Raw genomic sequence first — 22455 nt, 5'->3', positions numbered from 1 at the left:
CAATTACGTCCAGGGATGTGGGGGCTGTGGACAGGACCTCACCGGTGGCGTGGCGCTTGTCACACCGCCGCGCCCAGCGCGGCGATCACGTCCGCCCTGCGCGGCTGCCCGACGGCTCGCCGCACGACGCGGCCGTCGGCGTCCAGGACCAGCACCGTGGGGGTCTTGAGCACGTCGAGCGCACGGACGAGGTCCAGATGGCCCTCGGCGTCGATCTCGACGTGGGCGACGCCGGGCACCAGGCCCGCCACCTCGCCCAGTACCCGCCGGGTGGCCCGGCAGGGCGCGCAGAAGGCGCTGGAGAACTGTACGAGCGTCGCGCGGGCGCCGAGTTCCGCGCCGAGGTCGGCCGCATCCAGCCGCGGGGCGGCGGCCGCCGCCCGCCCGTCGTCGTCCTGGCCGCGCACCGGCGTGCCCCCGTTCCGCCGCCATCGCGGCACTCCTGGGCGCGCGTACCCCGCACGCCACCGGTTCGGTACTCCGAAGCTGCAGCGTCCGCGGAGCCGCGGAGATTCCCGCCCACCGTCGCATTTCGGCCACGCGAGGGTCCGGCAAGTGATGAGGATCTCGCCGCACACGGGCACCAAGGCTGGTACACCGGCCGTTCTTGGGGCACGATCTGCGACAAGCCCGTAAACCTACGGGTGCGTAACTTTCGACTGGGAGCCCCCTTCCCAGGCTGACAAGGAAGGGTTCGACCCGCCCATGGCAGAACTCGTCTACCGCCCGGTGATCGGTCTCGCCCGCACCCTGTTCAAGGCGTGGGACCTCAAGATCGACTGCCAGGGATCGGAGAACATCCCGCGCTCGGGCGGCGCCGTGCTGGTGAGCAACCACATCAGCTACCTGGACTTCATCTTCGACGGCCTGGCCGCGCTGCCGCAGAAGCGGCTGGTGCGCTTCATGGCGAAGGAGTCGGTCTTCCGGCACCGGATCTCCGGTCCGCTGATGCGCGGGATGAAGCACATCCCGGTCGACCGCAAGCAGGGCGAGGCGGCCTACGCGCACGCCCTCGACTCGCTGAAGTCGGGTGAGATCGTCGGGGTCTTCCCCGAGGCGACGATCTCCGAGTCGTTCACCCTGAAGAGCTTCAAGTCGGGTGCCGCGCGACTCGCGCAGGAGGCGGGCGTCCCCCTGGTCCCCGTGGCCCTGTGGGGCACCCAGCGCCTGTGGACCAAGGGCCACCCGCGCAACTTCAAGCGCAGCCACACCCCCATCACCATCCGGGTCGGCGAGGCGATGGAGGCCTCGCGCGAGCAGTACGCGGGTGCCATCACCCGGCGGCTGCGCGAGCGGGTGCAGGAGCTGCTGGAGGCCGCGCAGCGCGCCTACCCGGTGCGCCCCAAGGGAGCCGACGACACCTGGTGGATGCCGGCCCATCTCGGCGGCACGGCCCCGACGCCCGAGCAGCTGCGCACCGCCCAGGCGCACTGAGCCGGGCGTTTCAGAGCGCGGTGGGGAGGGTCTCCCACAGGTGCGGGCGGTCGGTGGCCGCCTTGAGGACGTCCAGGACGGCGGGATGCGGCGCCGCGTACAGCTCCGGGTAGTCCTCCTCACCCGCCGCGCGGTCCGGTGTGAAGGCCAGCTGTTCCCTGCCCAGGGAGAACCGCGCGTTCACGCCGGGCTTGTTCCCGCGCGGATCCTGCCGGTGCCAGGCGCCGTCGAGGCGTACGGCGACCAGCCCGTGCACCACGTCGAACCGCTGGTAGCACAGCGCTGTGGGGATGTCCTCCGCCCGCAGCAGCGCGGCCAGCGCGTGGGCCTTGGCGTAGCAGATGCCGGTGCGCTGCTCCAGGACGTCGGAGGCCCGCCAGGTGACGCGCGGGTCCCCGGAGTCCTGTGAGTGCGGGATGGTGTCGCGCACGAACTCGAAGGCCAGGCGCGCATAGGCATACGAGTCCTCGGCCTGCCTGGCGAGTCCGCCGGCCACCTCCCGCACGCGCGGATGGTCATGGTCGATGGCCTCGTCGGCAGCCAGGTAGGCGGACAGGTCGGGGGTCTTCTGGATCAGCTCCATGCCCGCAGAGCATAGGAAAGCGATCATCCGTCAGTCAATGACTTTTCAGATGACCGCATACCTATGCAATGGCGGGAGGTCTCCCCGTCAGCGCGCCATCTCCTCCTTCAGGGCGGCCACGAACGCGTCGACGTCGTCCTCGGTGGTGTCGAAGGCGCACATCCAGCGCACGTCGCCGGCGGCCTCGTCCCAGAAGTAGAAGCGGAACCGCTTCTGCAGGCGCTCGCTCACGTCGTGCGGCAGCCGGGCGAAGACGGCGTTGGCCTGCACCGGGTAGAGGATCTCCACGCCGTGCACGGCGCGCACGCCCTCGGCCAGGCGCTGGGCCATCTCGTTGGAGTGCCGGGCGTTGCGCAGCCACAGGTCCTTGGCCAGCAGCGCCTCCAGCTGCACGGACACGAAGCGCATCTTGGAGGCCAGCTGCATGGACAGCTTGCGCAGGTGCTTCATGTGGCGCACCGCGTCCTGGTTCAGGACCACGACCGCCTCGCCGAACAGCGCCCCGTTCTTGGTGCCGCCGAGCGAGAGCAGGTCGACGCCGACCGCGTTGGTGAACGTGCGCATGGGCACGTCCAGCGAGGCGGCGGCGTTGGCTATCCGGGAGCCGTCCAGGTGCACCTTCATGCCGTGCGCGTGGGCGTGCTCGCAGACGGCGCGGATCTCGTCGGGCGTGTAGAGGGTGCCCAGCTCGGTGCTCTGGGTGATCGAGACGACCTGCGGCATCGCCCGGTGCTCGTCGTCCCAGCCGTACGCCTGCCGGTCGATCAGCTCGGGCGTGAGCTTGCCGTCGGGGGTGGGGACGGTGAGCAGCTTGAGGCCGCCCATGCGCTCGGGGGCGCCGCCCTCGTCGACGTTGATGTGCGCGCTCTCGGCGCAGATCACCGCGCCCCAGCGGTCGGTGACCGCCTGGAGCGCGACGACGTTGGCGCCGGTGCCGTTGAAGACCGGGAACGCCTCGGCGGTGGAACCGAAGTGGCTGCGGATCACGCGCTGGAGGTTCCCGGTGTAGTCGTCCTCGCCGTACGCGACCTGGTGTCCGCCGTTGGCCAGGGCCAGGGCGGCGAGCACCTCCGGGTGGGCCCCGGCGTAGTTGTCACTGGCGAAACCGCGGACCTCGGGGTCGTGGTGGCGACGCGCGTCGGTCTTCGGGGGGTTCACGGCTTCTCGGTCAGCCACAGACGGTTTCCGTTCACTTCCGCGGCGGGCTTGTCCCAGACACCGGCGACGGCCTCGGCGAGGTCACTCACGTCCGTGAAGCCCGCGAACTTCGCGTTGGGGCGCTCGGCGCGCATCGCGTCGTGCACCAACGCCTTCACCACCAGGATCGCAGCCGCCGACGTCGGCCCCTGCTCGCCCCCCGCCTTGCGGAAGTAGTCCGCCATGGCCAGCGTCCACGCCTCGGCGGCGGCCTTGGCGGCCGAGTAGGCGGCGTTGCCCGCGGTGGGACTGGACGCGCCGGCGGCGCTGATCAGGACGTAGCGGCCGCGGTCGCTGCGCTGGAGTGCCTCGTGGAAGGCGAGGGAGGTGTGCTGCACGGTGCGGATGAGCAGCTTCTCCAGGAGGTCCCAGTCGCCGAGTTCGGTCTTGGTGAAGGTCTTGCTGCCGCGCCAGCCGCCCACGAGGTGGACCATGCCGTCGACGTGGCCGAACTCCTGCTCGGTGCGGTCGGCCCAGGCCCGGGTGGAGTCCAGGTTGAGCAGGTCGACGGTCTCGCCGGTGACGGTGGCGCCGCCGTGCGCGTAGCGCGCCGCGTCCACCGCCTCCGCGAGCCGCTCCGGGTCGTTGTCCGCGCCGACCACGGTCGCACCCGCCTCGGCGAGCCGCAGCAGCGCGGCCCGTCCGGCGGGTCCGCCCGCCCCGGCCACCGCGATCACCGCGCCGTCGAGCGCCCCGTTCCCCATGGTCCTCGCCTCCCGAGCCTGCTGAGCCTGTGTCTGCCGTGCGTGTTCCTGCCCGTCGCCGCGGTCGCTCACGCGGCGGCCCGCTCGGCGCCGTCCGCGGCCGCGGTGATACCCCGGGTCGAGGCGATCACCTTCTTCAGCTTCTTGGACAGGGCCTCGTAGAACATGCTCAGCGGAAACTCGTCCGGAAGCACGTCGTCGACGAGTTTGCGCGGCGGCAGGGTCAGGTCCAGGGCGTCGGGGCCCTTGGCCCACTTCGAGCCCGGGTGCGGGGCGAGGTAGGTGGAGACCAGCTCGTAGCCGGCGAACCAGTGGACGATCTTCGGGCGGTCGATGCCGTCCTTGTACAGCTTCTCGATCTCGGCGCACAGCTGGTTGGTGACCTGCGGGGCGCGCTGCCAGTCGATGGAGAGCTTGTTGTCGGTCCAGCGGACGACGTCGTGCTTGTGCAGATAGGCGAAGAGAAGCTGGCCGCCGAGACCGTCGTAGTTGCGCACCCGCTCGCCGGTCACCGGAAAGCGGAACATGCGGTCGAAGAGCACCGCGTACTGCACGTCGCGGGCCTGCGGGACGCCGTCCGCCTCCAGCTTCACGGCCTCCTTGAAGGCGGTGAGGTCGCAGCGCAGCTCCTCCAGGCCGTACATCCAGAACGGCTGGCGCTGCTTGATCATGAACGGGTCGAAGGGCAGGTCGCCGTGGCTGTGGGTGCGGTCGTGGACCATGTCCCACAGGACGAACGCCTCCTCGCAGCGCTTCTGGTCGTCGACCAGCGCCGCGACGTCCTCGGGCAGCTCCAGGCCCAGCAGGTCCACGGCGGCCTCGGTGACGCGGCGGAAGCGGGCGGCCTCGCGGTCGCAGAAGATGCCGCCCCAGGAGAAGCGCTCGGGGGCCTCGCGCACGGCGATGGTCTCCGGGAAGAGGACGGCGGAGTTGGTGTCGTACCCGGCCGTGAAGTCCTCGAAGGTGATGCCGCAGAACAGCGGGTTGTCGTAACGGGTGCGCTCCAGCTCCGCCAGCCAGTCGGGCCAGACCATGCGCAGGACGACCGCTTCGAGGTTGCGGTCCGGGTTGCCGTTCTGCGTGTACATGGGGAAGACGACGAGGTGCTGGAGGCCGTCCGCGCGGTTGGCGGCCGGCTGGAAGGCCAGCAGCGAGTCGAGGAAGTCGGGCACCTCGAAGCCGCCGTCGGCCCAGCGGCCGAGGTCGGTCACCAGGGCCTCGTGGTAGGCGCGGTCGTGCGGCAGCAGGGGGGACAGCTCGCGCACGGCCTCGGTGACGCGGCGTACGGCGTCCTCGGCGGCGGCCCGCTCGGGGGCGCCCTCGGCGTCGAAGTCGATCGACCCGTCCTTGGACTGCCATGGCCGGATCCGCTCCACGGCATCCTTGAGCACGGGCCACGCCGGGTGTTCCACCACCCTGCTCGCCGGAGGAACGTCGCCCTCCACACCCACCTGCACAAGAATTTCCGTCATGTCCCATCCTCCACGGGAGAAGCTTGCGTCAAGACACCGTAGGCATACGACGTTTCTCCAATCAAGGGGAGACTCCGTAAATTATCCTGCCTCACCCCGGGCTTCGCCGCACTTTTTCCTGTCGGACGCCGGATTCGTATACCCGGCGCGGCACGGGGGAAACGGTCCGGCAGGGCCGTTAGGCTGCCGCCCTGCCACGCCGACGTCGACGGAAGCGAGTCGAGCCTTGAACTTCCTCACCATCGGTCACCGCGGAGCGATGGGTGTCGAACCCGAGAACACCCTGCGCTCCTTCGTCGCCGCCGAGCAGGCCGGCCTCGACGTCGTCGAACTGGACCTGCACCTGAGCAAGGACGGCGCGCTCGTCGTCATGCACGACGCGGACGTGGACCGCACCACCGACGGCACCGGTGCGATCGCCGACAAGACCCTCGAGGAACTGCGCGCCCTGGACGCCGGCCGCGGGGAGCGGATCCCGGTCTTCGAGGAGGTGCTGGACGCGGTCTCGGTGCCGTTGCAGGCCGAGATCAAGGACGCGGCGGCCGCGCGCCTCCTCGCCGACGTGATGCTCCGGCGGGACCTGGTGGACCGGGTGGAGGTGATCTCGTTCCACGACGAGGCCATCGTCGAGATCGCCCGACTGGTGCCGGGGGTGCGGACGGCCCTGGTCGCGCAGTACTACGGCCCCGAGGTCGTGGACCGCGCCGTGAAGGCGGGCGCCAAGACCCTGTGCCTGGACATCAACAGGGTCACGCTGGAGATCGTGCGGAAGGCCCGCAAGGCGGGACTGCGGGTCTTCTGCTGGACCGTGAACACCCAGGACCACCTGCGACTGGTGCGCGCCCTGGGCCTGGACGGCGCGACGACCGACTATCCGGAGATCAAGCGCACCGGGCGCTTCACCGCCTGAGCGGGCCGAGCGGGCCGAGCGGCAAAATCCGGCGGACTCGCGTCACACCAGCGGCTTGACCAGCAGCTCGAACCGGAGGTCGTCGCGCTGCGGGATGCCGAAGCGCTCGTCGCCGTACGGGAAGGGTGTCGTCTCTCCCGTGCGGCGGTAGCCGCGGCGCTCGTACCAGGCGATGAGGTCCTCGCGCACCGAGATCACGGTCATGTGCATCTCCGTGACGCCCCACGTCGTACGGGCCCGCCGCTCCGCCTCCGCGATGATCGCCTTGCCCAGTCCCGCGCCCTGGAGCGCCGGGCTGACGGCGAACATCCCGAAGTAGGCGTGCGCCCCGCGGTGCTCCAGCTGGCAGCAGGCCACGATCCGACCGTCCCGCTCCACCGTCAGCAGCCGGCTGTCCGGCGCCTTGACGACCTCCAGCACACCCTGCGGGTCGGTGCGCTGCCCCTGGAGGATGTCGGCCTCGGTGGTCCATCCGGCCCGGCTGGAGTCACCCCGGTACGCGGACTCTATGAGCGCCACGAGCGCGTCCACGTCGGCGTCGGTGGCGTCGCGGTAGGTCAGTGGGCTGGCGGCGGTGTCCATGGGGCGTCTCCGGTTCGTTCTGGGCGCGGCGCGGGCACCGATGAGCGTAACGCCGTCGAAGGCCGCCACTAGGGTCGGGACGCATGGTGCACGTACTCAGCAGCCGGACCCTGCTCCGCCCCACCGATCCCGACCGCTCCCGCGCCTTCTACGGCGAACAGCTCGGCCTCGCCGTCCACCGGGAGTTCGGCACGGGTCCGGAGCGGGGCACCGTCTACTTCCTCGGCGGCGGATTCCTGGAGGTCCCCGGTCGCTCCGACGCTCCCCTCGCCCCCGGGCTCGCCCTGTGGATCCAGGTCGAGGACGTGGCGGCGGCCCACGAGGAACTGGAAGCCAAGGGGGTCGAGATCGTTCGACCGCCGGTCGAGGAGCCGTGGGGGCTGGTGGAGATGTGGATCGCGGACCCGGACGGCACCCGGATCGTGCTGGTGGAGGTGCCCGCGGAGCATCCGCTGCGCTACCGGCCCGGGATCTGAGCGGACGGACGGCCACGCGACCGGGGTGCGTACGTGCCGGATGGCCGCGGCCCCGGCCCGGCCTTAGCGTGCTGGAGGGGGACGGACGGTCTGCGGCCCCGGCGGAAGGACGCCAGCACGATGAAGCTCCACGAACCGGTGACCGGCGGGCCCTGCTGGGCGGAGCTGGGGACCACCGACCTGGAGGCGGCCAAGCGGTTCTACACCAAGCTGTTCGGCTGGCGTCCCGAGACGGACCCGCGGCAGCGGGCGGGCGGCTACACGATCGCCCGGATCGACGGCGCGCCGGTCGCCGCCCTGACTCCGCTGTACCAGCAGGGGCAGCCGGTCGCGTGGAACGTGTCGTTCGCCGTGCGCGACGCGGACTCGGCCGTACGGCAGGTGACGGCGGCCGGCGGGGTGGCCCTCCAGGGGCCCGCGGACGTCTTCGACGCGGGCCGGTTCGCGGTGGCCGCCGATCCGACCGGGGCGGTGTTCCAGCTGTGGCAGGGGCGTGCGTTCCCCGGGGCCGGACTGTTCAACGCACCCGGTTCGCTGGGCTGGGTGGAGCTGCTGACCCGGGAGCCCGACCGGGCCGCCGACTTCTACACGACGGTGTTCGGCTGGAGTGTCGGGGCCTCGGACCGCTATCCGCAGTGGGGGATCGACGGGGCGGACTTCGGCGGCATGGTGACGATGGACGACAAGTTCCCGCACGAGGTCCCGGCGCACTGGCTGCCGTACTTCGCGGTGGCGGACGTGAACACCGTCGCGGTCGACACGACGGACGGCGGCGGCACCGTGCTCATGGAGCCGACCTCCGTGTCCGACGGCCCCCGGATCGCGGTGCTGCGGGACCCGCAGGGCGCGATGTTCGGCGTGTACCGGGCGGGCGACGAGCGCTGATCCGCCCGGCACGGGGTGCCGCCGCCGCTGGACGGGCAGATGGGCAGCACGGCCGGGCGGCCACGATCCCGGGCGGTCACGGGACCCCTTTCTTGAGCGGGCGATCCAGATAGGTTACGGTGAGGTCATGGCAAGGACCCGGGAGTTCGACACGGAGGCGGCGGTGAGCCGCGCGATGGAGCTGTTCTGGACGCGCGGCTACGAGGCCACCTCGGTGCGCGACCTGACCGGGCACCTGGGGATCGGACAGGGGTCCTTGTACGCCGCGTTCGGCGACAAGGACGGCCTGTACCGGGCGGCCCTGGAGCACTACCGCACCACCCTCGCGGCGGCCGCCCTGCGCAGCCTGGAGGAGGGGACGGACGCCCGCTCGGCGATCCGCGCCATGCTGGTCGAGCGGGTCCGGATCGCGGTGGGCGACGACGGCCGGGGCTGCCTGGCGGTCAACGCCGCCTGCGAGCGCCTGCCGGAGGATGCGGCGACCCGGCGCACCGTGCGCGACATGCAGGACGCCAGCCGGGACGCGCTCGCCGAAGTACTGCGGGTCGCGGCAGAGCGGGGCGAGATCGCGAATGGGCACGACCCGCACACCCTCGCCGCTTTCCTCGTCACCTTCCTCAACGGCCTACTGGTCTCCTCGAAGATCACGCCGGACGCCCGAGCCCTCGAACCCCTCGTGGAGGTCGCGCTGGCCGCCCTCGACTGAATTTTTCATGCCCGGAATCTGTAACAGACGATCCAGAAAATCGCGGTGCTCGCCCGGACACGAGATCCGGCGACCCCGCCGCGCTGCAATCGAAGCCTTCGGAGGACCCATGCCCACCGCAGCCACCCCGAGTACCCCCGCTCTCGGCGGAAGCCGCTGGAACACCTTCCCCGCGGCCGGCACCACCCTGACCGCCCGCCACTTCTTCACCGCCACCGAGCCGCTGCTCCAGGGCATCATCGACGACAACGCCCTCACCAGCGCCGACAGCGAGGTGCTGGAGGACCAGATCCACGCGACACTCGCCCTCGGCACCCGGGAGACCTCCCTTCCGCTGTTCCTCGGCCCGGACAGCGCCACGGCAGCGCGCGAACTGGGCGCGCAGGCCGAGGCGATCGGCCGGCAGCTCGCATCCTGGGCCACCGAGGCTCTGGAGAGGCTGCTCACCGATCCGGTACCGCTGCCCGCCGGCCCGCTGGTCGTCCGCAGCCACTGCTACGGCCACCTGCTCACCCCTCCTGCGGCCGGTCTGCTCCTCGGGCGTCGCGGTGGACCGGTCACGATGCAGCTCTACAACGAGTGGCTCCACCAGATCGTCCTGCTGCGCGACGCGCTGCTGCCCTTCACCAACTGGCAGGACGTCCCGCTCCTGATCACCCCGACCGGACTACGGCACACCGAACCGGCCCGCGACGCGTTCCTCACCGAACTCCTGGTCCGGCAGATCCGGCACTCCAGCGTCGTGGCCTTCGCCCGCGAGGCCGTCACCGGCGCCTCCGGCCCGGCCGGCTACGGCTTCGAGGCGAGCGGCGGCACCGCCCTGCCCGCCGTCCTCGGCCGGCCACCCCTGACCGCACCCCGGTACCTGCTGACCTGGCGCCCCGACCCGGCCGTCGGTGAAGCCGCCACGTATGTCCCGGAGGTACCGGACTACTACGCCGCACCCCGCACCCTCGTCGAGGACCTGCCGCCCGCCACCGCCACGTCCGGCCCGCTCACCGCCCGTACCCGCACCGCGCCGGTCGCCGACGGGGCCCGCACCGCCCGCGTCGAGGTCACCCACGACGGCACCACCGCCCGCGTCGACCTCGGCCAAGCCCTGCGCGGCCACCGCTTCGCCCGGCGTGAGGATCCCGCCGCGGGCGACGCACCGGGCAGCGTTGACGTCTGGTCCGCGCTGCGCGCGCCGGGACTGGTGTGGACGCGGGCGGGCGAGGCCGTCCTGGACGCCACCGGTCAGGACGACCTCGTCGTGCTGGCCCTGCTCGGCCGGCTCTACCCGGAGAACGTCGTCCTGCGCCCCGCCGGCCGTTCCGCCGTTCCGACGCCCTCCGGCGGCAGCGGACCGAGCCGCCTGGTGACCCTCGTCGACCCTCCGCAAGCCCACTGACACCCAGATCGCGAAGCACACCAGGAAGGTGGAAGAACATGATGCTCGACCATGACGGAACGCCCGTCCGCACGGGCCGGGCCGCCGTCAACGGAACGAGTCTGCACTACCGCGCCGCAGGGTCCGGCCCCGCCGTGGTGCTCCTGCACGGCGTGCCCAAGACCAGCTACCACTGGCGTCACCTCGTCCCGAAGCTGACACCCCACTACACCGTCGTCGCCCCCGACCTTCGCGGTCTCGGCGACTCCGCCCGCCCCTCGGACGGCTACGACTCCGCGACGATGAGCGACGACATCGCCGAGCTGATGAACCACCTCGGACACGAGACGTACGCCGTGGTGGGCGAGGACTGGGGAGCGGTGATCGGCTACCAGCTCGCCGCCCGTCACCGCGACCGCGTCACGGCTCTCGTGTTCGCCGAGGCGCTGTTCCCCGGGTTCGGCTTCGAGGACCACACGGCCCTCACCCCGGAGAACGTCGCCGGCGGCATGCACCTGTGGCACCTGGGCTTCTACTTCCAGCCGGACGTACCCGAGATGCTGATCGCCGGTCACGAGCGTGAGCTGATCACCTACATGATCAAGTTCGAGCGCAGCCGGCCCGACAGCGCCACTCCCGACGCGATCGACGAATACGTGCGCTGCTACTCCATGCCCGGCGGCATCCGCGCGATGCTCGCGGTCTACCGGGCGATGCTCGTGGACGCCGAACAGAACCGGCGGGCCGCGCAGAAGAAGCTGGACATCCCGGTCCTGGCGCTCGGCGGATCCGCGTTCATCGGCGACCGCAACGAGTCCCGGATGCGGCTCATGGCCCATGACGTCACCGGGCACGTCTTCGACGCCGGTCACGATCTCGCGGAAGAAGTACCCGACGAGATGGCCGACGTCCTCCTGCCGTTCCTGGCCACGCACCGGTAACGGCACCCGGGCACCCACCCTCGGTGGTGCTCAGGCCCGCAGCGCGTCCAGACGGCCCTCCAACTGGCCGAGGAGCCCGCCGAGGAGCGCCGCCAGCTCGCCCTGCCGCGACCCGGTTACGCCGGACAGGACGGCCGACTCGTAGGCGAGCTGCTCGGGCAGGATGCCGTCGACGAGGTCGCGTCCGGTGTCCGTCAGGCGGACGTGGGCGACCCGGCGGTCGCGGGTGTCGCCGCGCCGCTCGACCAGGCCGCGCTCGGTGAGCTGCTTCAGGCGCTTGGTCACCGCCGCGCCGGAGGAGAAGGTCTCCCGGGCCAGCTCCCCGGGAGTCAGCTCGTGTCCGGTGCGGCGCAGCGCGCCGAGCAGGTCGAACTCGGCTCGGCTGAGACCCGCCCGGCGCAGCGGCGCGTCCTCGGCCTGCTGGAGGAGGGCGGCGCAGCGGTTGATCCGGCCGATGATCTCCATCGGCCCGGTGTCGAGGTCCGGGTGGACGGCACGCCACTGACGCACGACCGCGGCCACGGTGTCCCCGCCCGGCCCGGTCCCGCCGTCACCGGACCCGGGCCCGGCTCCCCCGTCGTGCGCTTCGTGCGCTCCCCCGTCGGTTGCGGTCATGGCCGTACGTCCTCCGTTCTCGTGCTCGCGCCCCGGTCCGGACGCGTTGCCTGGCGTCGCACCGCCTCGGCGAGCGTACGGTGTCCGGCCTGCTCGGCGAGCACGACCCTCTCCTGGGGCAGTGCGCGTCCCCACCATTCACCGGCCGCCCCGTCGGCGGTGGCCCGCAGGTCGGTCAGCGCGGCGGCCAGGCCACGGCGCGCGGCCTCCAGGGCGCCGGGGACGGGCGCGGGCCCGGCGAGGAGGCGCGCGGTGCGCTCCCGGGCCCGGTCGGCCGCGGTCACCGCCTGTTCGACGCGGTTCCCGGCGCGCCGGTTGGTGACGACGACGGCGGCGAGGAATCCGACCAGGGCGCCGACGAGGGTGTCCACGGCCCGCTCGGTCATCAGGTCACCGGGGGCCTGGTACCCGGCGAACTCGGTGACGAGCAGGGCCATCGGGGTCACGCACACGCTGCCGAGCCAGTAGTTGCGGGTGATGAGGGCCTCGGCGCCGAAGTTGAGGGCCAGGCAGCACAGGACGAGCAGCGCCTGCCCGAGGTGGGCGAGCGGGGCTATGGCGGCGAAGAGCAGCACTCCGGCGAGGTTGCCGACCACGCGCTGCACGGCCCGGCTCCAGGTCAGGGTGACGTTGGCCTGGTAGAGCGCGGCGGCGGTGACCAGGGCCCAGTAGGGGCGGCCGATACCGAGGGCCAGGGAGGCGTACCCGGCCAGCGCGCAGCCGAGGGCGGTGCGGGCGGCGATCGGGGTCAGCGGGCCGAGCCGCCGCCACAGGGGCGCGGGGCGGGCGACCAGTTCGGCGTCCACGCCGAGGAGTTCGTCGGTGTCACCCGGGGCGTCGCCGGTGCGGGGGATCCGGCCGCCGCCGCGCAGGGCGTGGGCCCAGGCACGCAGCCGCTCCGGGTCGGTGTCGGCGGGGGCGGCGAGGGCGACCTCGGCGCGGACGACGAGGCGTTCCAGGGCGTGCCGGGTGGTGGCGCGGGCGCCCGTGGTCGGCAGGGCCAGCAGCGTCTGCCAGGCGGCCTGTACGGCGGCGTACCCGGCGGCGCGGGCGCCGGCGTGGACGTCGCCCTCCCCGGGCCGCCCTCGCCGGAGCGGCGCTCGCCGGTGCCGCGCTCGCCGGTGCCGCGCTCACCGGTGCCGCGGCAGGCGACGGCGTACGCGGCCGCCGCGTTCAGGGCCTGGGCGGTGGCCCGGCGTTCCGGGCCGTGCGGACGGACCGGGGCGGGTGCCATGCCGACGAGCCAGGCCCAGGCGCCCGCGGCGGCGGCCAGCGCCAGGTGGCCGGGGACCTGGCCGAGGGTCTGCGGGACGAAGAGGGCGGCGGAGCTGATGAAGGTCAGGACCACGTTGCCCGGCGGACCGACGCGGGTGGCGTCGCACAGGGCCTTCTGCACGGCGGCCAGCAGCGCGCCGACGGTGACGAGGACGACGGCGTTCCGGGTGAGCGAGGCGGTGACCAGGGCGACGGCGACGCCGCCGAGCATGCCGAGCACGACCCACGCCAGGGTGCGGGCCCGGGCGGCGTAGGGGCGGTTGTGGGCGTAGAGCGCGCACAGGGACCCGGCCATCGTGTACATCGCCAGGTCGAGCCGGCCGAGCGCCAGCAGGAGGAGGTTGGGAGGGGCGACGGCGGCGACCGAACTCAGAGCGGGCTTGAACCAGATCTCGGAGGGCCGGCGCAGGCGCAGCACGCCTGCCAGGGACAGACGTCGGGCCGGGGAGGTGCCGGCGGTGGGGGTCGCACTGCTCATGGACCTAAGATTAACAAGTGTTTTACCTGTAAATCAAATGCGGGGATGTGTCGTCCGACATCATCGACCAGCGACGATCCCTCGCGGTGGGAGCACGCGCTCCCCCGGGTGCCCCCGCGTACACCCTTGCGCTCGCGTGCGCGCCGCACGGCCCGGGCAGTTCTTGACAGACCGTGGACCGCCGAACGGGGAGGTGCGTGTGCACGGACCGGCGTCACCCGGATGGCTGCTGGTCGCGCTGTGCGCGGCGACCGGTGCCTACTGCCTGCTGCGGATGCGCAGCGGTGTCGAGGAGCAGCGCGGGGCCGCGGGCGGCGAGGCCCTCATGGGCTTCGGCATGGCCGCCATGGCCGTGCCCGCGGCGGTCTTCTCCCCGCCTGGCTGGGTCTGGCCCGCCTACGCGGTGGTGTTCGGCGCCGCGGGACTGCGGGCGTTGTGGGCGGCCCGGTCGGGGCGCCACCACCTGCACCACGCGGTGGGAGCCGCGGCGATGGTCTACATGGCGGTGGTGATGGCCGCTGCCCCCGCGCACGGGCACGGGCACGCGCACGGCGCGTCGGGCACACCGGTGCTGACCGGGGCGCTGCTGCTCTACTTCACGGGCTACGTGCTGCTGACCGGCGTCCGCCTCATACCCGTCGTGGCGGTGGCGGGGGGCGGTGCGGGGGCCGACGGCCGTGCGGCGGCCGGGTGGGGCGACCGGCCGGAGCTGGCGCGGGCCTGCCGGCTCTCCATGGCGATCGCGATGCTGGCCATGCTGCTCCCCCTGTGACTCCGGCGAGACCGGGGGCGCGGGCCGCCGGGCTCGGGGCTGCCCGGCGTTCACGGCGCGCAATCGTTGCCTGCGTCACTTTGCGCGTCGGCCCGTACTGCCGACGGCACGGCGCTCATAGGCTGCCCCCATGATTCTCCCCGCGGCACTGCTGCTGCTCGGTGCGCTGACCGCCGTGCTCGCCCCCAGGCTGCTCGCCCGTGCCGACTGGCCGGATCGCGAACCGGTGGTCGCCCTGTGGGTCTGGCAGTGCGCGGTGGCGGCGGTGATCGTGTGCTGCGCGCTGTCGATGACGCTGAGCGCGGCGGCGGCCTGGCACGCGGTGGGCGGTCCCGTCTTCGCGACCGCTCCCGGCCCGGTGGTCGAGGCCTACGCCCTGGGGACGTCCGGGCTCTGGGCGGACACTACGGCCGTCACGCTGGCCTGCGGCGGACTGTGGAGCGCGCTGATGCTGGTCCGGGAGGTGGCACGGGCCCGCGCCCGGCGTCGGCTGCGTCGCGCGGAACTCCGGCACCGCGCTCCGCTGCTGCCCGGCGAGGAGCCCGGCCCGGGGCGGCTCGTCGTACTGGAGGGCGAGCGGCCGGACGCCTGGTGGCTGCCCGGCTCTCCCCCGCAGCTGGTGGTCACCACCGCGGCCCTGCGCCGCCTCGAGGGACGGCAACTGGACGCGGTGCTCGCCCACGAGAAGGGACACGCGCAGGCTCGGCACGACTGGCTGCTGCACTGCTCCGCCGCGCTGGCGGACGGGTTCCCGCAGGTTCCGGTCTTCGCCGGGTTCCGCGACGAGATGCACCGCCTGGTCGAACTCGCCGCCGACGACGTGGCCTCCCGCCGTTTCGGCCGTCTGACGACCGCCCTGGCGCTGGTCGAACTCAACGAGGACCGCGGCGTCTTCGGTCCGTGCCCGACCGCCCGGGCCGACGTCCCGCAGCGGGTGCACCGCCTGCTCACCCCGCCGAACCGGCTGACGGCGGCCCACAGGCTGCGGCTGACCGCGGCGGCCGCGCTGGTACCGGTGGTCCCGGTCCTGCTGGCGTTCGCGCCGGGGCTGCGGGCGTTGGGCTAGGCCCTTCCCACCACGGCATTGGCCCCAGAGCCACCCGTTCGGCGAGGATCGCAGCATGCAGACGCCGCCGGTCGACTCCCCGCCCGCCCCGCCGCAGCCACGCACCGCCCTCCGTGTCACCTGGGTACTGACCGTGTGCTCCGCGCTCCTGCTCACCCTGGTGGCCGTCGAATGGCGTCCGTTGGTGCGGCTGGACGAGGACATCGCCGGCACGACCCACCGCTGGGCCGTCGAGGAGGACGGCCTCACCCACGCCATGCGGATCCTCACCGACTGGGTGTGGGACACCTGGACCATGCGCCTACTGTGCGCGGTGGTGGTGCTGTGGCTGTGGTGGCGCCGGGCGGACCGGTGGACGGCCGTGTGGCTGGGAGCGACGTGTCTGCTGGGCAGCCTGCTGCAGCAGGTCCTCAAGGCCGCGGTGGACCGCCCCCGCCCGGTCTGGCCGGACCCCGTGGACTCCGCGCACTACGCGGCCTTCCCCTCCGGGCACGCCATGACCGCGACGTTCGTGTGCGGCCTGCTGGTGTGGTTGCTCCACCACTACGGCGCCGGGCGCGTCCCGCGCCGCACCGGTACGGCCGTCGCCGTGGTCTCCGTGGCCGGGGTCGGCGTGACCCGGGTGTGGCTCGGCGTCCACTGGGCCACGGACGTGCTCGGCGGCTGGCTCCTGGGCGGTCTGGTCGTGGCGCTCGCGGTGCTGGTGCACCGGCGCGGCCATCCGTGAGCGGCGCTCCGACCCGCCGGGCCGGTTTCAGCCCGCACCGCGGCATCGCCCCCGTCGCATCCTTCGCCCCCTAGGATCCGGCCATGACCGCCGTTCTGTTCGACTTCTCCGGGACCTTGTTCCGGATCGAATCCACCGAGGCCTGGCTGCGCGCGGCGCTCGACGGTGCCGGACTGGAGCTCGCCGCGCCGGAGCTGGCCGAGAAGGCCGAGGCTCTCGAGCGGGTGGGAGCGCTGCCCGGCGGCGCACCGCCGCTACGGGTCCCGGAGGAACTCGCCGAGGTGTGGGAGGCCCGCGACCACAGCTCCGCGCTGCACCGGGCCGCGTACACCGGGCTCTCCCGGCAGGTGCCGCTGCCGGACCCGGGCCTGCACGACGTGCTGTACGAGCGGCACATGTCGCCGGACGCGTGGAGTCCCTACACCGACGCCGCCGAGGTGCTGAGCGCGTTGCGCGGGCGCGGAATCGCCGTGGGGGTGGTCAGCAACATCGGCTGGGACCTGCGGCCGGTCTTCCGCGCCCACGGCCTCGACCGGTACGTGGACACGTACGTCCTGTCGTACGAGCACGGCATCCGCAAGCCCGACGCCCGGCTGTTCGGCGTCGCCTGCGCGGCGCTGGGCGTGGAGCCGGAGCGGACGCTGATGGTCGGCGACGACCGGAGCGCGGACGGTGGCGCGGCGGCACTCGGGTGCGGGGTGCACTTCGTCGACCACTTGCCGGTCGCCGAGCGCCCGGCGGGACTGCGGCCGGTGCTGGACCTGGCCACGTAGCCCGAGGCAACCACCGGGTGGTTCCGCCCGCCTCGGACGATCCCCCGTGTCGCCCGAGGCAGACGTAGCCGGAGCGGCCCCAAGGGGCCCCTCCGTCTGCGTTGAGTATAGTTGGCTGGCAGCCAGTCAACGCAGGAGTACAGCATGTCCCCGCGCAGCGCCTCGGTCAATGAAGAATTGCGGCGGCGCTCGAAGGAGCGTCTCCTGCAGGCCGCCGTGGAGCTGGTGGGCGAGCGCGGGTACGAGGCGACCACGCTGGGCGACATCGCGGACCGGGCGGGCTCCGCGCGGGGACTGGTCTCGTACTACTTCCCCGGAAAGCGCCAGCTGGTGCAGTCCGCCGTGCACCGGTTGATGCACCGGACCCTGGAGGAGGCCCTGGAGCGCGAGCCACGCACCGCCGACGGGCGTGAGCGGCTGGCGCGGGCCGTCGACGCGATCCTGGGGCTCGCCCGGGACCGGCCGGTGCTCATGCGCCAGCACATGGCGGGCCTGCTCCAGGCGGAGGTGGGCTTCGTGCCGTGCCCGGAGCAGCGGAGGCTGGCGGAGCTGCTGCGGGACACGGTGGCCCGGCACGGCTCGCGGGACGTCGACCGCGACTACCCGATGCTGCGCGCCCAGCTGATGGGAGCCGTCTTCGCCGCTCTCGTGCCGGGGGTGCCGATGCCGGTGCCGGAGCTGCGCGCGGAGTTGTTCGAGCGCTACCGGCTGGACTGGAAGCTGGGTGTCCCGCCGGACGCCGAAGCGCCCGGCGGGACGATGTGCGACCCGGACCTGTCGCGGTTCTTCGCGACCGGTGTGCCCGACCGGCAGGACCGGACGGACCGGAGTCCTCAGTCGAAGTAGTCCGGCTGCGTCTGCGTGTTGAGCTCCCGCAGGTGGACCCGCTTGGCCGGGTCGGTGCGCCGGTCGCTGAGCTTGAGGACGTCGAAGCCCTTGGCGATGTCGTTCGAGTAGATGTAGCCGTTGTAGTAGTACGCCGACCAGGAACCGCCGGTGGTCATCGTGTCGGTGGTCAGCGGACCCCGCTCGAAGTAGGCGATCTCCTTGGGCCGCGAGGAGTCGGTGAACTCCCAGACGGAGATGCCGCCCTGGTACCAGGCCTGGACCATGATGTCCTTGCCCTTGACCGGGATCAGCGAGCCGTTGTGGGCCACGCAGTTCTCGGTGTCCGCCTGGTGGCGAGGGATCTTGAAGTAGCTGCGGAAGACCAGCTTGCGGTGGTCGCCCCGGCCGACGATGTCGTAGATTCCGTCGGCGCCGCGGTTCGGGCCGATCTCCGCGTTGCAGGTGGCGGCGCCGCCGCCGCCCAGCTCGTCGGTGAACACGACCTTGTTCGCCTTCTGGTTGAAGGTCGCCGAGTGCCAGAACGCGAAGTTCACGTTGTCCTGGACGCGGTCGATGACCTTCGGGCGCTCGGGGTCCTTGATGGAGAACAGGATGCCGTCGCCCATGCAGGCGCCCGCCGCCAGGTCCTCGGAGGGCAGGACGGTGATGTCGTGGCAGCCGGTGGTCTTGGAGACGCCCGGGTTGGTGGGCCCGCCCGGGTTGCCGCCGCCGTCGGGGCCCTCACCGGGGAACAGCACGGGGAAGCCCACGAGGGCCGCCCGCTCGGGCGCCTTGCGCGGCACCTTGATCACGGAGATCCCGTCGTGCGGCGGTTGGCAGTCGGGGTAGGCGGCGTTCGGCGAGTAGGAGGAGACGTAGATGTAGACGTTCTTGCGCTCGGGCACCAGCGTGTGGGTGTGGGAGCCGCAGGCGGTCTCGACGGCGGCGACGTACTTCGGGTTCCGCTTGTCGCTGATGTCGAAGACCTTCATGCCCTCCCAGGAGGACTTCTCGGTCGCGGGCTGCGTGGTGCTGTTGCAACTGCTGTCGCTGCGCGAGGAGTCGGTCGACAGGAACAGCAGGTCCCCGGAGACGGAGATGTCGTTCTGCGAGCCGGGACACAGCACCTGGGCGACGGTCTTCGGCTTCTTCGGGTTCTTGATGTCGAAGATGCGGAAGCCGTCGTAGTTCCCGGCGAAGGCGTACCGGCCCTGGAAGGCGAGGTCCGAGTTGGTGCCGGGCAGTGCGTCCTTCGGGATGTTGGTGAGGTGCTCGATGTTGTCCGAGTGGACGATCTCGTCCTGGCCGGGTATCTCGCCGCTCTCGATGGCGTCGCGCACCTCGGCGCGCGCGCTCTTGGACACCTCCTTCGACGTGGCCGGACCGTCCCCGGGGTCGGGGGTCGCCACGGCCGGGCCGGCGGTGAGCAGCGCGGACAGGAGTCCGGCGGCGGCGGCCGCGACTCCCAGGCGTCTGCGCCGCGTTCGCGGGTCGTTCAACAGGGTCACTGTTTCCTCCCAACGTCCGTTCCCGTCGGAACGGTTCACGCACCCCGCAGTATCGTCTTCGCCATGCACATCTCAACAGGGGGCAACAAACTCGCAATGAAGTTTTTTGATCAGTGGTGCGCGGAAGCGTGCTAGGACGGTCACCGCACCCACAAGGTGCTCCGCCTCCCTCCACCCAGAGGGGCACCCGCAGCCACAGGAGGTCGTTGTGTCCTTTCGCCCCGCGATGTCCCGCGCGTCACTCGTCACGGCCTCGCTGACCGCGCTGGCCGTGCTCGGGCTGGGAGCCTGCGACTCGGGACCGGACACCGGCTCGGCGGCCGCCGCCGGCCCCTCGGTGATCGCGCCGGGCAAGCCGGGCGAGGGCAACCGGACCCTGTCCGCCGAGGACGCCGAGAAGCAGCGCGCCGACGACGACTCCCCCAACTCCGCGGACGTCTCCTATGCGCGGATGATGATCCAGCACCACGCCCAGGCGCTGAAGATGACCGAACTGGCGCCGGAACAGGCCGAGTCCGGCCAGGTCAAGAAGCTGGCCGAACGGATCTCGGCCGCGCAGGGTCCGGAGATCAAGGCGATGGAGGGCTGGCTCGAGACGCACGGCGAGAAGGTGACGGGCGGCGGTCACGACCACGCCGCGATGCCGGGCATGGCGACCGAGGCACAGCTGAAGCAGCTGCGCGCGGCCGAGGGCAAGGCCTTCGACCGGCTCTTCCTCACCCTGATGATCACTCACCACGAGGGGGCGATCAGCATGGCCACGGACGTGAAGTCCGGGGGCAACAACGTGCTGATCGAGGAGATGGCGGACGACGTGGTCGCCCAGCAGACCAGCGAGATCTCACGCATGCGCGCGATGCTGTGACGACGCGGGGGTCCAGTGCCGGGACGCGCCCGCGGAAGTGAGGCGCCTCAGCGGCGCGCGCGACGGGGCGCCAGGAACCCCTCGTCGCGCGCCTGGCCGATCAGCCTGAGCGACCTGCGTCTGCTGTGCCCGGTCGCGCGCATCACCGCGAGGACCGGATCGCCCCCCTCTTCCCGGGCCGTCCGGTACTCCTGCGCGACGAGCCTGCGCCCCTCCCGCCCGCGCGGCCACGCGGCCCGGGCCCGCCGCGGCACGGCCGGCGCGCCACGCGCGGGGGTCGCGACGCAGGCCTCGAACAGTGGATCCTCCAGCCACTCGGCCAGTACCGCCAGGTCGTCGAGGGAGAGCGGCGGCCGGGCCCGTACGTCCTCGACCCGCACGTCCGCACCGGACAGCACGGCGAGGGCGTCCACCCGCGCGCCGTCGGCGAAGGCCAGCCGGACGTCGAACCACGAGGTCGTGGTGGAGCCCTCGCTCACCACCCAGGCGTGCCGCACGGACATCTCACCGTCGTCCGGACAGCGGTCGGAAAGCTGAAGAGAACGATCAACGAAGGATGCTTCGAGCACATACGCAACGTAACCGAATGATCACATTCCATACGAACGGAACACGCTTCGTTCATCGGGTTCGTTCCTCGGATGCAGCACCCTGTCAGCGCAGCGGGTCGCGCCCGGACGCGGCGGCCTGGCGGGCGGCCGCGTCCAGCAGGGCGTCGAGCAGCCCCGGGAACACGATGTCCAGATCGTCCCTGCGCAGGCCGTTCATCTTCGCCGTGCCCCGGTAGGTCTGCCGGATCACCCCGCTCTCGCGCAGCACCCGGAAGTGGTACGTGGTGGTGGACTTGGTGACCGGCAGGTCGAAGTGCGAGCAGGAGAAGAGTGCGCCGCTGTCGGCGGCGAGGTCCCGCACGATCCGCAGCCGCACCGGGTCGGAGAGCGCGTGCAGCACCCCCTCCAGCCGGATCTCCGCACGCGTCGGATGCGGCAGCTCGCGGGTGCCGGCGGCAGTGGCGGCGGGGGTCACGGCGGCTCCAGTTCTCCGGGGGTCCCACCGGTCAGGAGGGGGTTCCCATTGTACGAAGGACGCCGTAGTTTGACACTCGACGTACTACGAGAGTTACCGTACGAGTCGTCCCGACCCGCCGCGACCCAGGAGCAGCCCGCCATGAGCGCCCTCTTCGAGCCCCTCCGGCTCCGTGACACCACGATCCCGAACCGGATCTGGATGCCGCCGATGTGCCAGTACTCCGCGGCACCGGAAGGCCCGTCGGCGGGTGTGCCCGGCGACTGGCACTTCGCGCACTACGGCGCCCGCGCGGTGGGCGGCACCGGCCTGATCGTCGTGGAGGCCACCGGCGTGTCGCCCGAGGGCCGCATCTCCCCGCAGGACCTCGGGCTGTGGAACGACACGCAGGTCGAGGCGTTCCGCCGGATCACGGACTTCGTGCGCTCCCAGGGGACGGTTCCCGCGGTCCAGTTGGCGCACGCCGGCCGCAAGGCGTCCACCGCGCAGCCCTGGAAGGGCGGTGGGCCGGTGGGAGCGGACGCCCACGGGTGGCAGCCGCTGGCCCCGAGCGCGCTCGCGTTCGACGGGCGGCACCCGGTTCCGACCGAGCTGACGGCCGCGCAGATCCAGGAAGTGGTCGGCCAGTTCGCCGACGCCGCCCGCCGGGCGCTGGCCGCCGGTTTCGAGATCGCCGAGATCCACGGTGCCCACGGCTACCTGATCCACGAGTTCCTGTCGCCGCACTCCAACCACCGCACCGACGCCTACGGCGGCTCGTACGAGAACCGCACCCGGTTCGCCCTGGAGGTCGTCGACGCGGTACGGGAGGTCTGGCCCGACGACAAGCCCCTGTTCTTCCGCGTCTCGGCGACCGACTGGCTGGAGGAGGGCGGCTGGACGCCGGACGACACCGTCCGCTTCGCCGGCGACCTCCAGGCGCACGGCATCGACCTGCTCGACGTGTCCACCGGCGGCAACGTCCCGCGCGTCCGCATCCCCACCGGGCCCGGCTACCAGGTGCCGTTCGCCGCGCGCGTGAAGGCCGGGTCCGCACTGCCGGTCGCCGCCGTCGGGCTGATCACCGAGGTCGAGCAGGCCGAGAAGATCCTGGCCAACGGCGAGGCCGACGCGGTGCTGCTGGGCCGCGAGCTGCTGCGCAACCCGTCCTGGGCCCAGCATGCGGCGCGGGAGCTGGGCGTGGGCGCCCGGATGCCGGACCAGTACGGCTGGGGCATGTGAGGCGGGGTTCCGCGCGGGGCGTTGACTAGAAAGCGCTTGCCC

24 protein-coding genes and 1 pseudogene are annotated in these 22455 nt (G+C 72.3%); 14 read left to right on the top strand and 11 right to left on the bottom strand.

Annotated elements, in window-relative coordinates; genetic code table 11:
* Positions 1-59 precede the first annotated feature (59 nt).
* On the bottom strand, positions 60-440 hold the full coding sequence (locus Sru02f_RS14340) for a TlpA family protein disulfide reductase (RefSeq protein WP_109030409.1): 381 nt from the start codon (positions 438-440) through the stop codon (positions 60-62).
* Between the two features lie 265 nt (positions 441-705).
* On the opposite strand from Sru02f_RS14340, the gene Sru02f_RS14335 reads away from it, so the two are divergent.
* A complete protein-coding gene (locus tag Sru02f_RS14335) occupies positions 706-1434 on the top strand; it encodes a lysophospholipid acyltransferase family protein (RefSeq protein WP_052837115.1) in 729 nt (242 codons plus the stop codon).
* Positions 1435-1444: 10 nt separating this feature from the next.
* On the opposite strand, the gene Sru02f_RS14330 is transcribed toward Sru02f_RS14335, so the two are convergent.
* The 4 genes from Sru02f_RS14330 to Sru02f_RS14315 all read right to left on the bottom strand — a co-directional run bounded on the left by Sru02f_RS14330 (position 1445) and on the right by Sru02f_RS14315 (position 5390).
* The gene (locus Sru02f_RS14330; RefSeq protein WP_164270321.1) at positions 1445-2017 is read right to left on the bottom strand and encodes a transglutaminase domain-containing protein; all 573 of its coding nucleotides are present in this window, start codon (positions 2015-2017) and stop codon (positions 1445-1447) included.
* Between the two features lie 87 nt (positions 2018-2104).
* Positions 2105-3175 carry a threonine aldolase family protein gene (locus tag Sru02f_RS14325; RefSeq protein WP_109030407.1) on the bottom strand — a complete coding sequence of 357 codons (1071 nt, stop codon included), beginning with the start codon at positions 3173-3175 and terminating at the stop codon, positions 2105-2107.
* Entirely contained in the window at positions 3172-3918 is a 747-nt protein-coding gene (locus tag Sru02f_RS14320) for an SDR family NAD(P)-dependent oxidoreductase (RefSeq protein WP_167469366.1), read from the bottom strand. Before Sru02f_RS14320 ends, Sru02f_RS14325 begins: the two co-directional genes overlap by 4 nt.
* 68 nt (positions 3919-3986) lie before the next feature.
* Entirely contained in the window at positions 3987-5390 is a 1404-nt protein-coding gene (locus Sru02f_RS14315; protein ID WP_109030405.1) for a DUF6421 family protein, read from the bottom strand.
* Positions 5391-5616: 226 nt separating this feature from the next.
* On the opposite strand from Sru02f_RS14315, the gene Sru02f_RS14310 reads away from it, so the two are divergent.
* Positions 5617-6300 carry a glycerophosphodiester phosphodiesterase gene (locus tag Sru02f_RS14310; protein WP_109030404.1) on the top strand — a complete coding sequence of 228 codons (684 nt, stop codon included), beginning with the start codon at positions 5617-5619 and terminating at the stop codon, positions 6298-6300.
* A 42-nt stretch (positions 6301-6342) separates the two neighbouring features.
* Here Sru02f_RS14310 and Sru02f_RS14305 read toward each other — a convergent pair whose 3' ends face one another.
* On the bottom strand, positions 6343-6882 hold the full coding sequence (locus Sru02f_RS14305) for a GNAT family N-acetyltransferase (protein WP_109030403.1): 540 nt from the start codon (positions 6880-6882) through the stop codon (positions 6343-6345).
* 83 nt (positions 6883-6965) lie between these two features.
* On the opposite strand from Sru02f_RS14305, the gene Sru02f_RS14300 reads away from it, so the two are divergent.
* The 5 genes from Sru02f_RS14300 (at position 6966) to Sru02f_RS14280 (ending at position 11259) form a co-directional block, all read left to right on the top strand.
* Positions 6966-7358 (top strand): VOC family protein, encoded by a 393-nt coding sequence (locus Sru02f_RS14300; RefSeq protein ID WP_109030402.1) that lies wholly within the window; start codon positions 6966-6968, stop codon positions 7356-7358.
* Between the two features lie 120 nt (positions 7359-7478).
* Positions 7479-8243, top strand: coding sequence for a VOC family protein (locus Sru02f_RS14295; protein WP_167469365.1), 765 nt, complete (start codon positions 7479-7481; stop codon positions 8241-8243).
* Between the two features lie 127 nt (positions 8244-8370).
* Positions 8371-8949, top strand: coding sequence for a TetR/AcrR family transcriptional regulator (locus Sru02f_RS14290; protein WP_109030400.1), 579 nt, complete (start codon positions 8371-8373; stop codon positions 8947-8949).
* 109 nt (positions 8950-9058) lie between these two features.
* Positions 9059-10339, top strand: coding sequence for a hypothetical protein (locus Sru02f_RS14285; RefSeq protein WP_167469364.1), 1281 nt, complete (start codon positions 9059-9061; stop codon positions 10337-10339).
* A 38-nt stretch (positions 10340-10377) separates the two neighbouring features.
* Positions 10378-11259, top strand: a complete 882-nt coding sequence (locus Sru02f_RS14280) for an alpha/beta fold hydrolase (RefSeq protein ID WP_164270327.1) — start codon at positions 10378-10380, stop codon at positions 11257-11259.
* Positions 11260-11289: 30 nt separating this feature from the next.
* Here Sru02f_RS14280 and Sru02f_RS14275 read toward each other — a convergent pair whose 3' ends face one another.
* Positions 11290-11874: a MarR family winged helix-turn-helix transcriptional regulator gene (locus tag Sru02f_RS14275; protein WP_109030398.1), complete on the bottom strand. Its 585-nt coding sequence runs from the start codon at positions 11872-11874 to the stop codon at positions 11290-11292.
* Positions 11871-13627: pseudogene (locus tag Sru02f_RS14270) on the bottom strand (FUSC family protein). Before Sru02f_RS14270 ends, Sru02f_RS14275 begins: the two are co-directional and overlap by 4 nt.
* Before the next feature lie 199 nt (positions 13628-13826).
* Between Sru02f_RS14270 and Sru02f_RS14265 the strand changes: the two are divergent.
* From Sru02f_RS14265 to Sru02f_RS14245, 5 genes are all read left to right on the top strand, one after another.
* Positions 13827-14399, top strand: coding sequence for a DUF5134 domain-containing protein (locus tag Sru02f_RS14265; protein WP_109030396.1), 573 nt, complete (start codon positions 13827-13829; stop codon positions 14397-14399).
* A gap of 130 nt (positions 14400-14529) precedes the next feature.
* The gene (locus Sru02f_RS14260; RefSeq protein ID WP_109030395.1) at positions 14530-15465 is read left to right on the top strand and encodes a M56 family metallopeptidase; all 936 of its coding nucleotides are present in this window, start codon (positions 14530-14532) and stop codon (positions 15463-15465) included.
* A gap of 55 nt (positions 15466-15520) precedes the next feature.
* Complete coding sequence (locus Sru02f_RS14255; protein WP_109030394.1) at positions 15521-16192, top strand: phosphatase PAP2 family protein; 672 nt, start codon at positions 15521-15523, stop codon at positions 16190-16192.
* An 83-nt stretch (positions 16193-16275) separates the two neighbouring features.
* Entirely contained in the window at positions 16276-16965 is a 690-nt protein-coding gene (locus Sru02f_RS14250) for an HAD family hydrolase (RefSeq protein ID WP_109030393.1), read from the top strand.
* Positions 16966-17109: 144 nt separating this feature from the next.
* Positions 17110-17811 carry a TetR/AcrR family transcriptional regulator gene (locus Sru02f_RS14245; RefSeq protein ID WP_109030392.1) on the top strand — a complete coding sequence of 234 codons (702 nt, stop codon included), beginning with the start codon at positions 17110-17112 and terminating at the stop codon, positions 17809-17811.
* Here the strand turns inward: Sru02f_RS14245 and Sru02f_RS14240 are convergent.
* A complete protein-coding gene (locus tag Sru02f_RS14240) occupies positions 17799-19301 on the bottom strand; it encodes an LVIVD repeat-containing protein (RefSeq protein WP_109030391.1) in 1503 nt (500 codons plus the stop codon). The two genes, Sru02f_RS14245 and Sru02f_RS14240, sit on opposite strands and share 13 nt — an antisense overlap.
* 208 nt (positions 19302-19509) lie before the next feature.
* Between Sru02f_RS14240 and Sru02f_RS14235 the strand changes: the two genes are divergently transcribed.
* Complete coding sequence (locus Sru02f_RS14235) at positions 19510-20166, top strand: DUF305 domain-containing protein (RefSeq protein WP_109030390.1); 657 nt, start codon at positions 19510-19512, stop codon at positions 20164-20166.
* Positions 20167-20213: 47 nt separating this feature from the next.
* Here the strand turns inward: Sru02f_RS14235 and Sru02f_RS14230 are convergent, their stop codons facing one another.
* Together Sru02f_RS14230 and Sru02f_RS14225 are read right to left on the bottom strand one after the other, a co-directional pair.
* Positions 20214-20669, bottom strand: coding sequence for a DUF6214 family protein (locus Sru02f_RS14230; RefSeq protein ID WP_109030389.1), 456 nt, complete (start codon positions 20667-20669; stop codon positions 20214-20216).
* A gap of 151 nt (positions 20670-20820) precedes the next feature.
* Positions 20821-21192: an ArsR/SmtB family transcription factor gene (locus tag Sru02f_RS14225; protein ID WP_109030388.1), complete on the bottom strand. Its 372-nt coding sequence runs from the start codon at positions 21190-21192 to the stop codon at positions 20821-20823.
* Between the two features lie 141 nt (positions 21193-21333).
* Between Sru02f_RS14225 and Sru02f_RS14220 the strand changes: the two genes are divergently transcribed.
* Positions 21334-22413, top strand: a complete 1080-nt coding sequence (locus Sru02f_RS14220; protein ID WP_109030387.1) for an NADH:flavin oxidoreductase/NADH oxidase — start codon at positions 21334-21336, stop codon at positions 22411-22413.
* Positions 22414-22455 lie beyond the last annotated feature (42 nt).

Origin of the sequence: Streptomyces rubrogriseus (genome assembly GCF_027947575.1) — a bacterium.
Classification (GTDB): Bacteria; Actinomycetota; Actinomycetes; order Streptomycetales; family Streptomycetaceae; genus Streptomyces; species Streptomyces rubrogriseus.
The sequence above is the reverse complement of the archived record's forward strand: the minus strand, read 5'-3'. Positions and strand labels throughout refer to the sequence as shown.

What these genes read in the sequence shown, in the direction of transcription:
- Sru02f_RS14335 (WP_052837115.1), top strand. Translation starts at nt 706, where the DNA reads ATGGCAGAACTCGTCTACCGCCCGGTGATCGGTCTCGCCCGCACCCTG.
- Sru02f_RS14330 (WP_164270321.1), bottom strand. Translation starts at nt 2,017, where the DNA reads ATGGAGCTGATCCAGAAGACCCCCGACCTGTCCGCCTACCTGGCTGCC.
- Sru02f_RS14320 (WP_167469366.1), bottom strand. Translation starts at nt 3,918, where the DNA reads ATGGGGAACGGGGCGCTCGACGGCGCGGTGATCGCGGTGGCCGGGGCG.
- Sru02f_RS14315 (WP_109030405.1), bottom strand. Translation starts at nt 5,390, where the DNA reads ATGACGGAAATTCTTGTGCAGGTGGGTGTGGAGGGCGACGTTCCTCCG.
- Sru02f_RS14305 (WP_109030403.1), bottom strand. Translation starts at nt 6,882, where the DNA reads ATGGACACCGCCGCCAGCCCACTGACCTACCGCGACGCCACCGACGCC.
- Sru02f_RS14300 (WP_109030402.1), top strand. Translation starts at nt 6,966, where the DNA reads ATGGTGCACGTACTCAGCAGCCGGACCCTGCTCCGCCCCACCGATCCC.
- Sru02f_RS14295 (WP_167469365.1), top strand. Translation starts at nt 7,479, where the DNA reads ATGAAGCTCCACGAACCGGTGACCGGCGGGCCCTGCTGGGCGGAGCTG.
- Sru02f_RS14290 (WP_109030400.1), top strand. Translation starts at nt 8,371, where the DNA reads ATGGCAAGGACCCGGGAGTTCGACACGGAGGCGGCGGTGAGCCGCGCG.
- Sru02f_RS14285 (WP_167469364.1), top strand. Translation starts at nt 9,059, where the DNA reads ATGCCCACCGCAGCCACCCCGAGTACCCCCGCTCTCGGCGGAAGCCGC.
- Sru02f_RS14280 (WP_164270327.1), top strand. Translation starts at nt 10,378, where the DNA reads ATGATGCTCGACCATGACGGAACGCCCGTCCGCACGGGCCGGGCCGCC.
- Sru02f_RS14275 (WP_109030398.1), bottom strand. Translation starts at nt 11,874, where the DNA reads ATGACCGCAACCGACGGGGGAGCGCACGAAGCGCACGACGGGGGAGCC.
- Sru02f_RS14260 (WP_109030395.1), top strand. Translation starts at nt 14,530, where the DNA reads ATGATTCTCCCCGCGGCACTGCTGCTGCTCGGTGCGCTGACCGCCGTG.
- Sru02f_RS14255 (WP_109030394.1), top strand. Translation starts at nt 15,521, where the DNA reads ATGCAGACGCCGCCGGTCGACTCCCCGCCCGCCCCGCCGCAGCCACGC.
- Sru02f_RS14250 (WP_109030393.1), top strand. Translation starts at nt 16,276, where the DNA reads ATGACCGCCGTTCTGTTCGACTTCTCCGGGACCTTGTTCCGGATCGAA.
- Sru02f_RS14245 (WP_109030392.1), top strand. Translation starts at nt 17,110, where the DNA reads ATGTCCCCGCGCAGCGCCTCGGTCAATGAAGAATTGCGGCGGCGCTCG.
- Sru02f_RS14230 (WP_109030389.1), bottom strand. Translation starts at nt 20,669, where the DNA reads ATGTCCGTGCGGCACGCCTGGGTGGTGAGCGAGGGCTCCACCACGACC.
- Sru02f_RS14220 (WP_109030387.1), top strand. Translation starts at nt 21,334, where the DNA reads ATGAGCGCCCTCTTCGAGCCCCTCCGGCTCCGTGACACCACGATCCCG.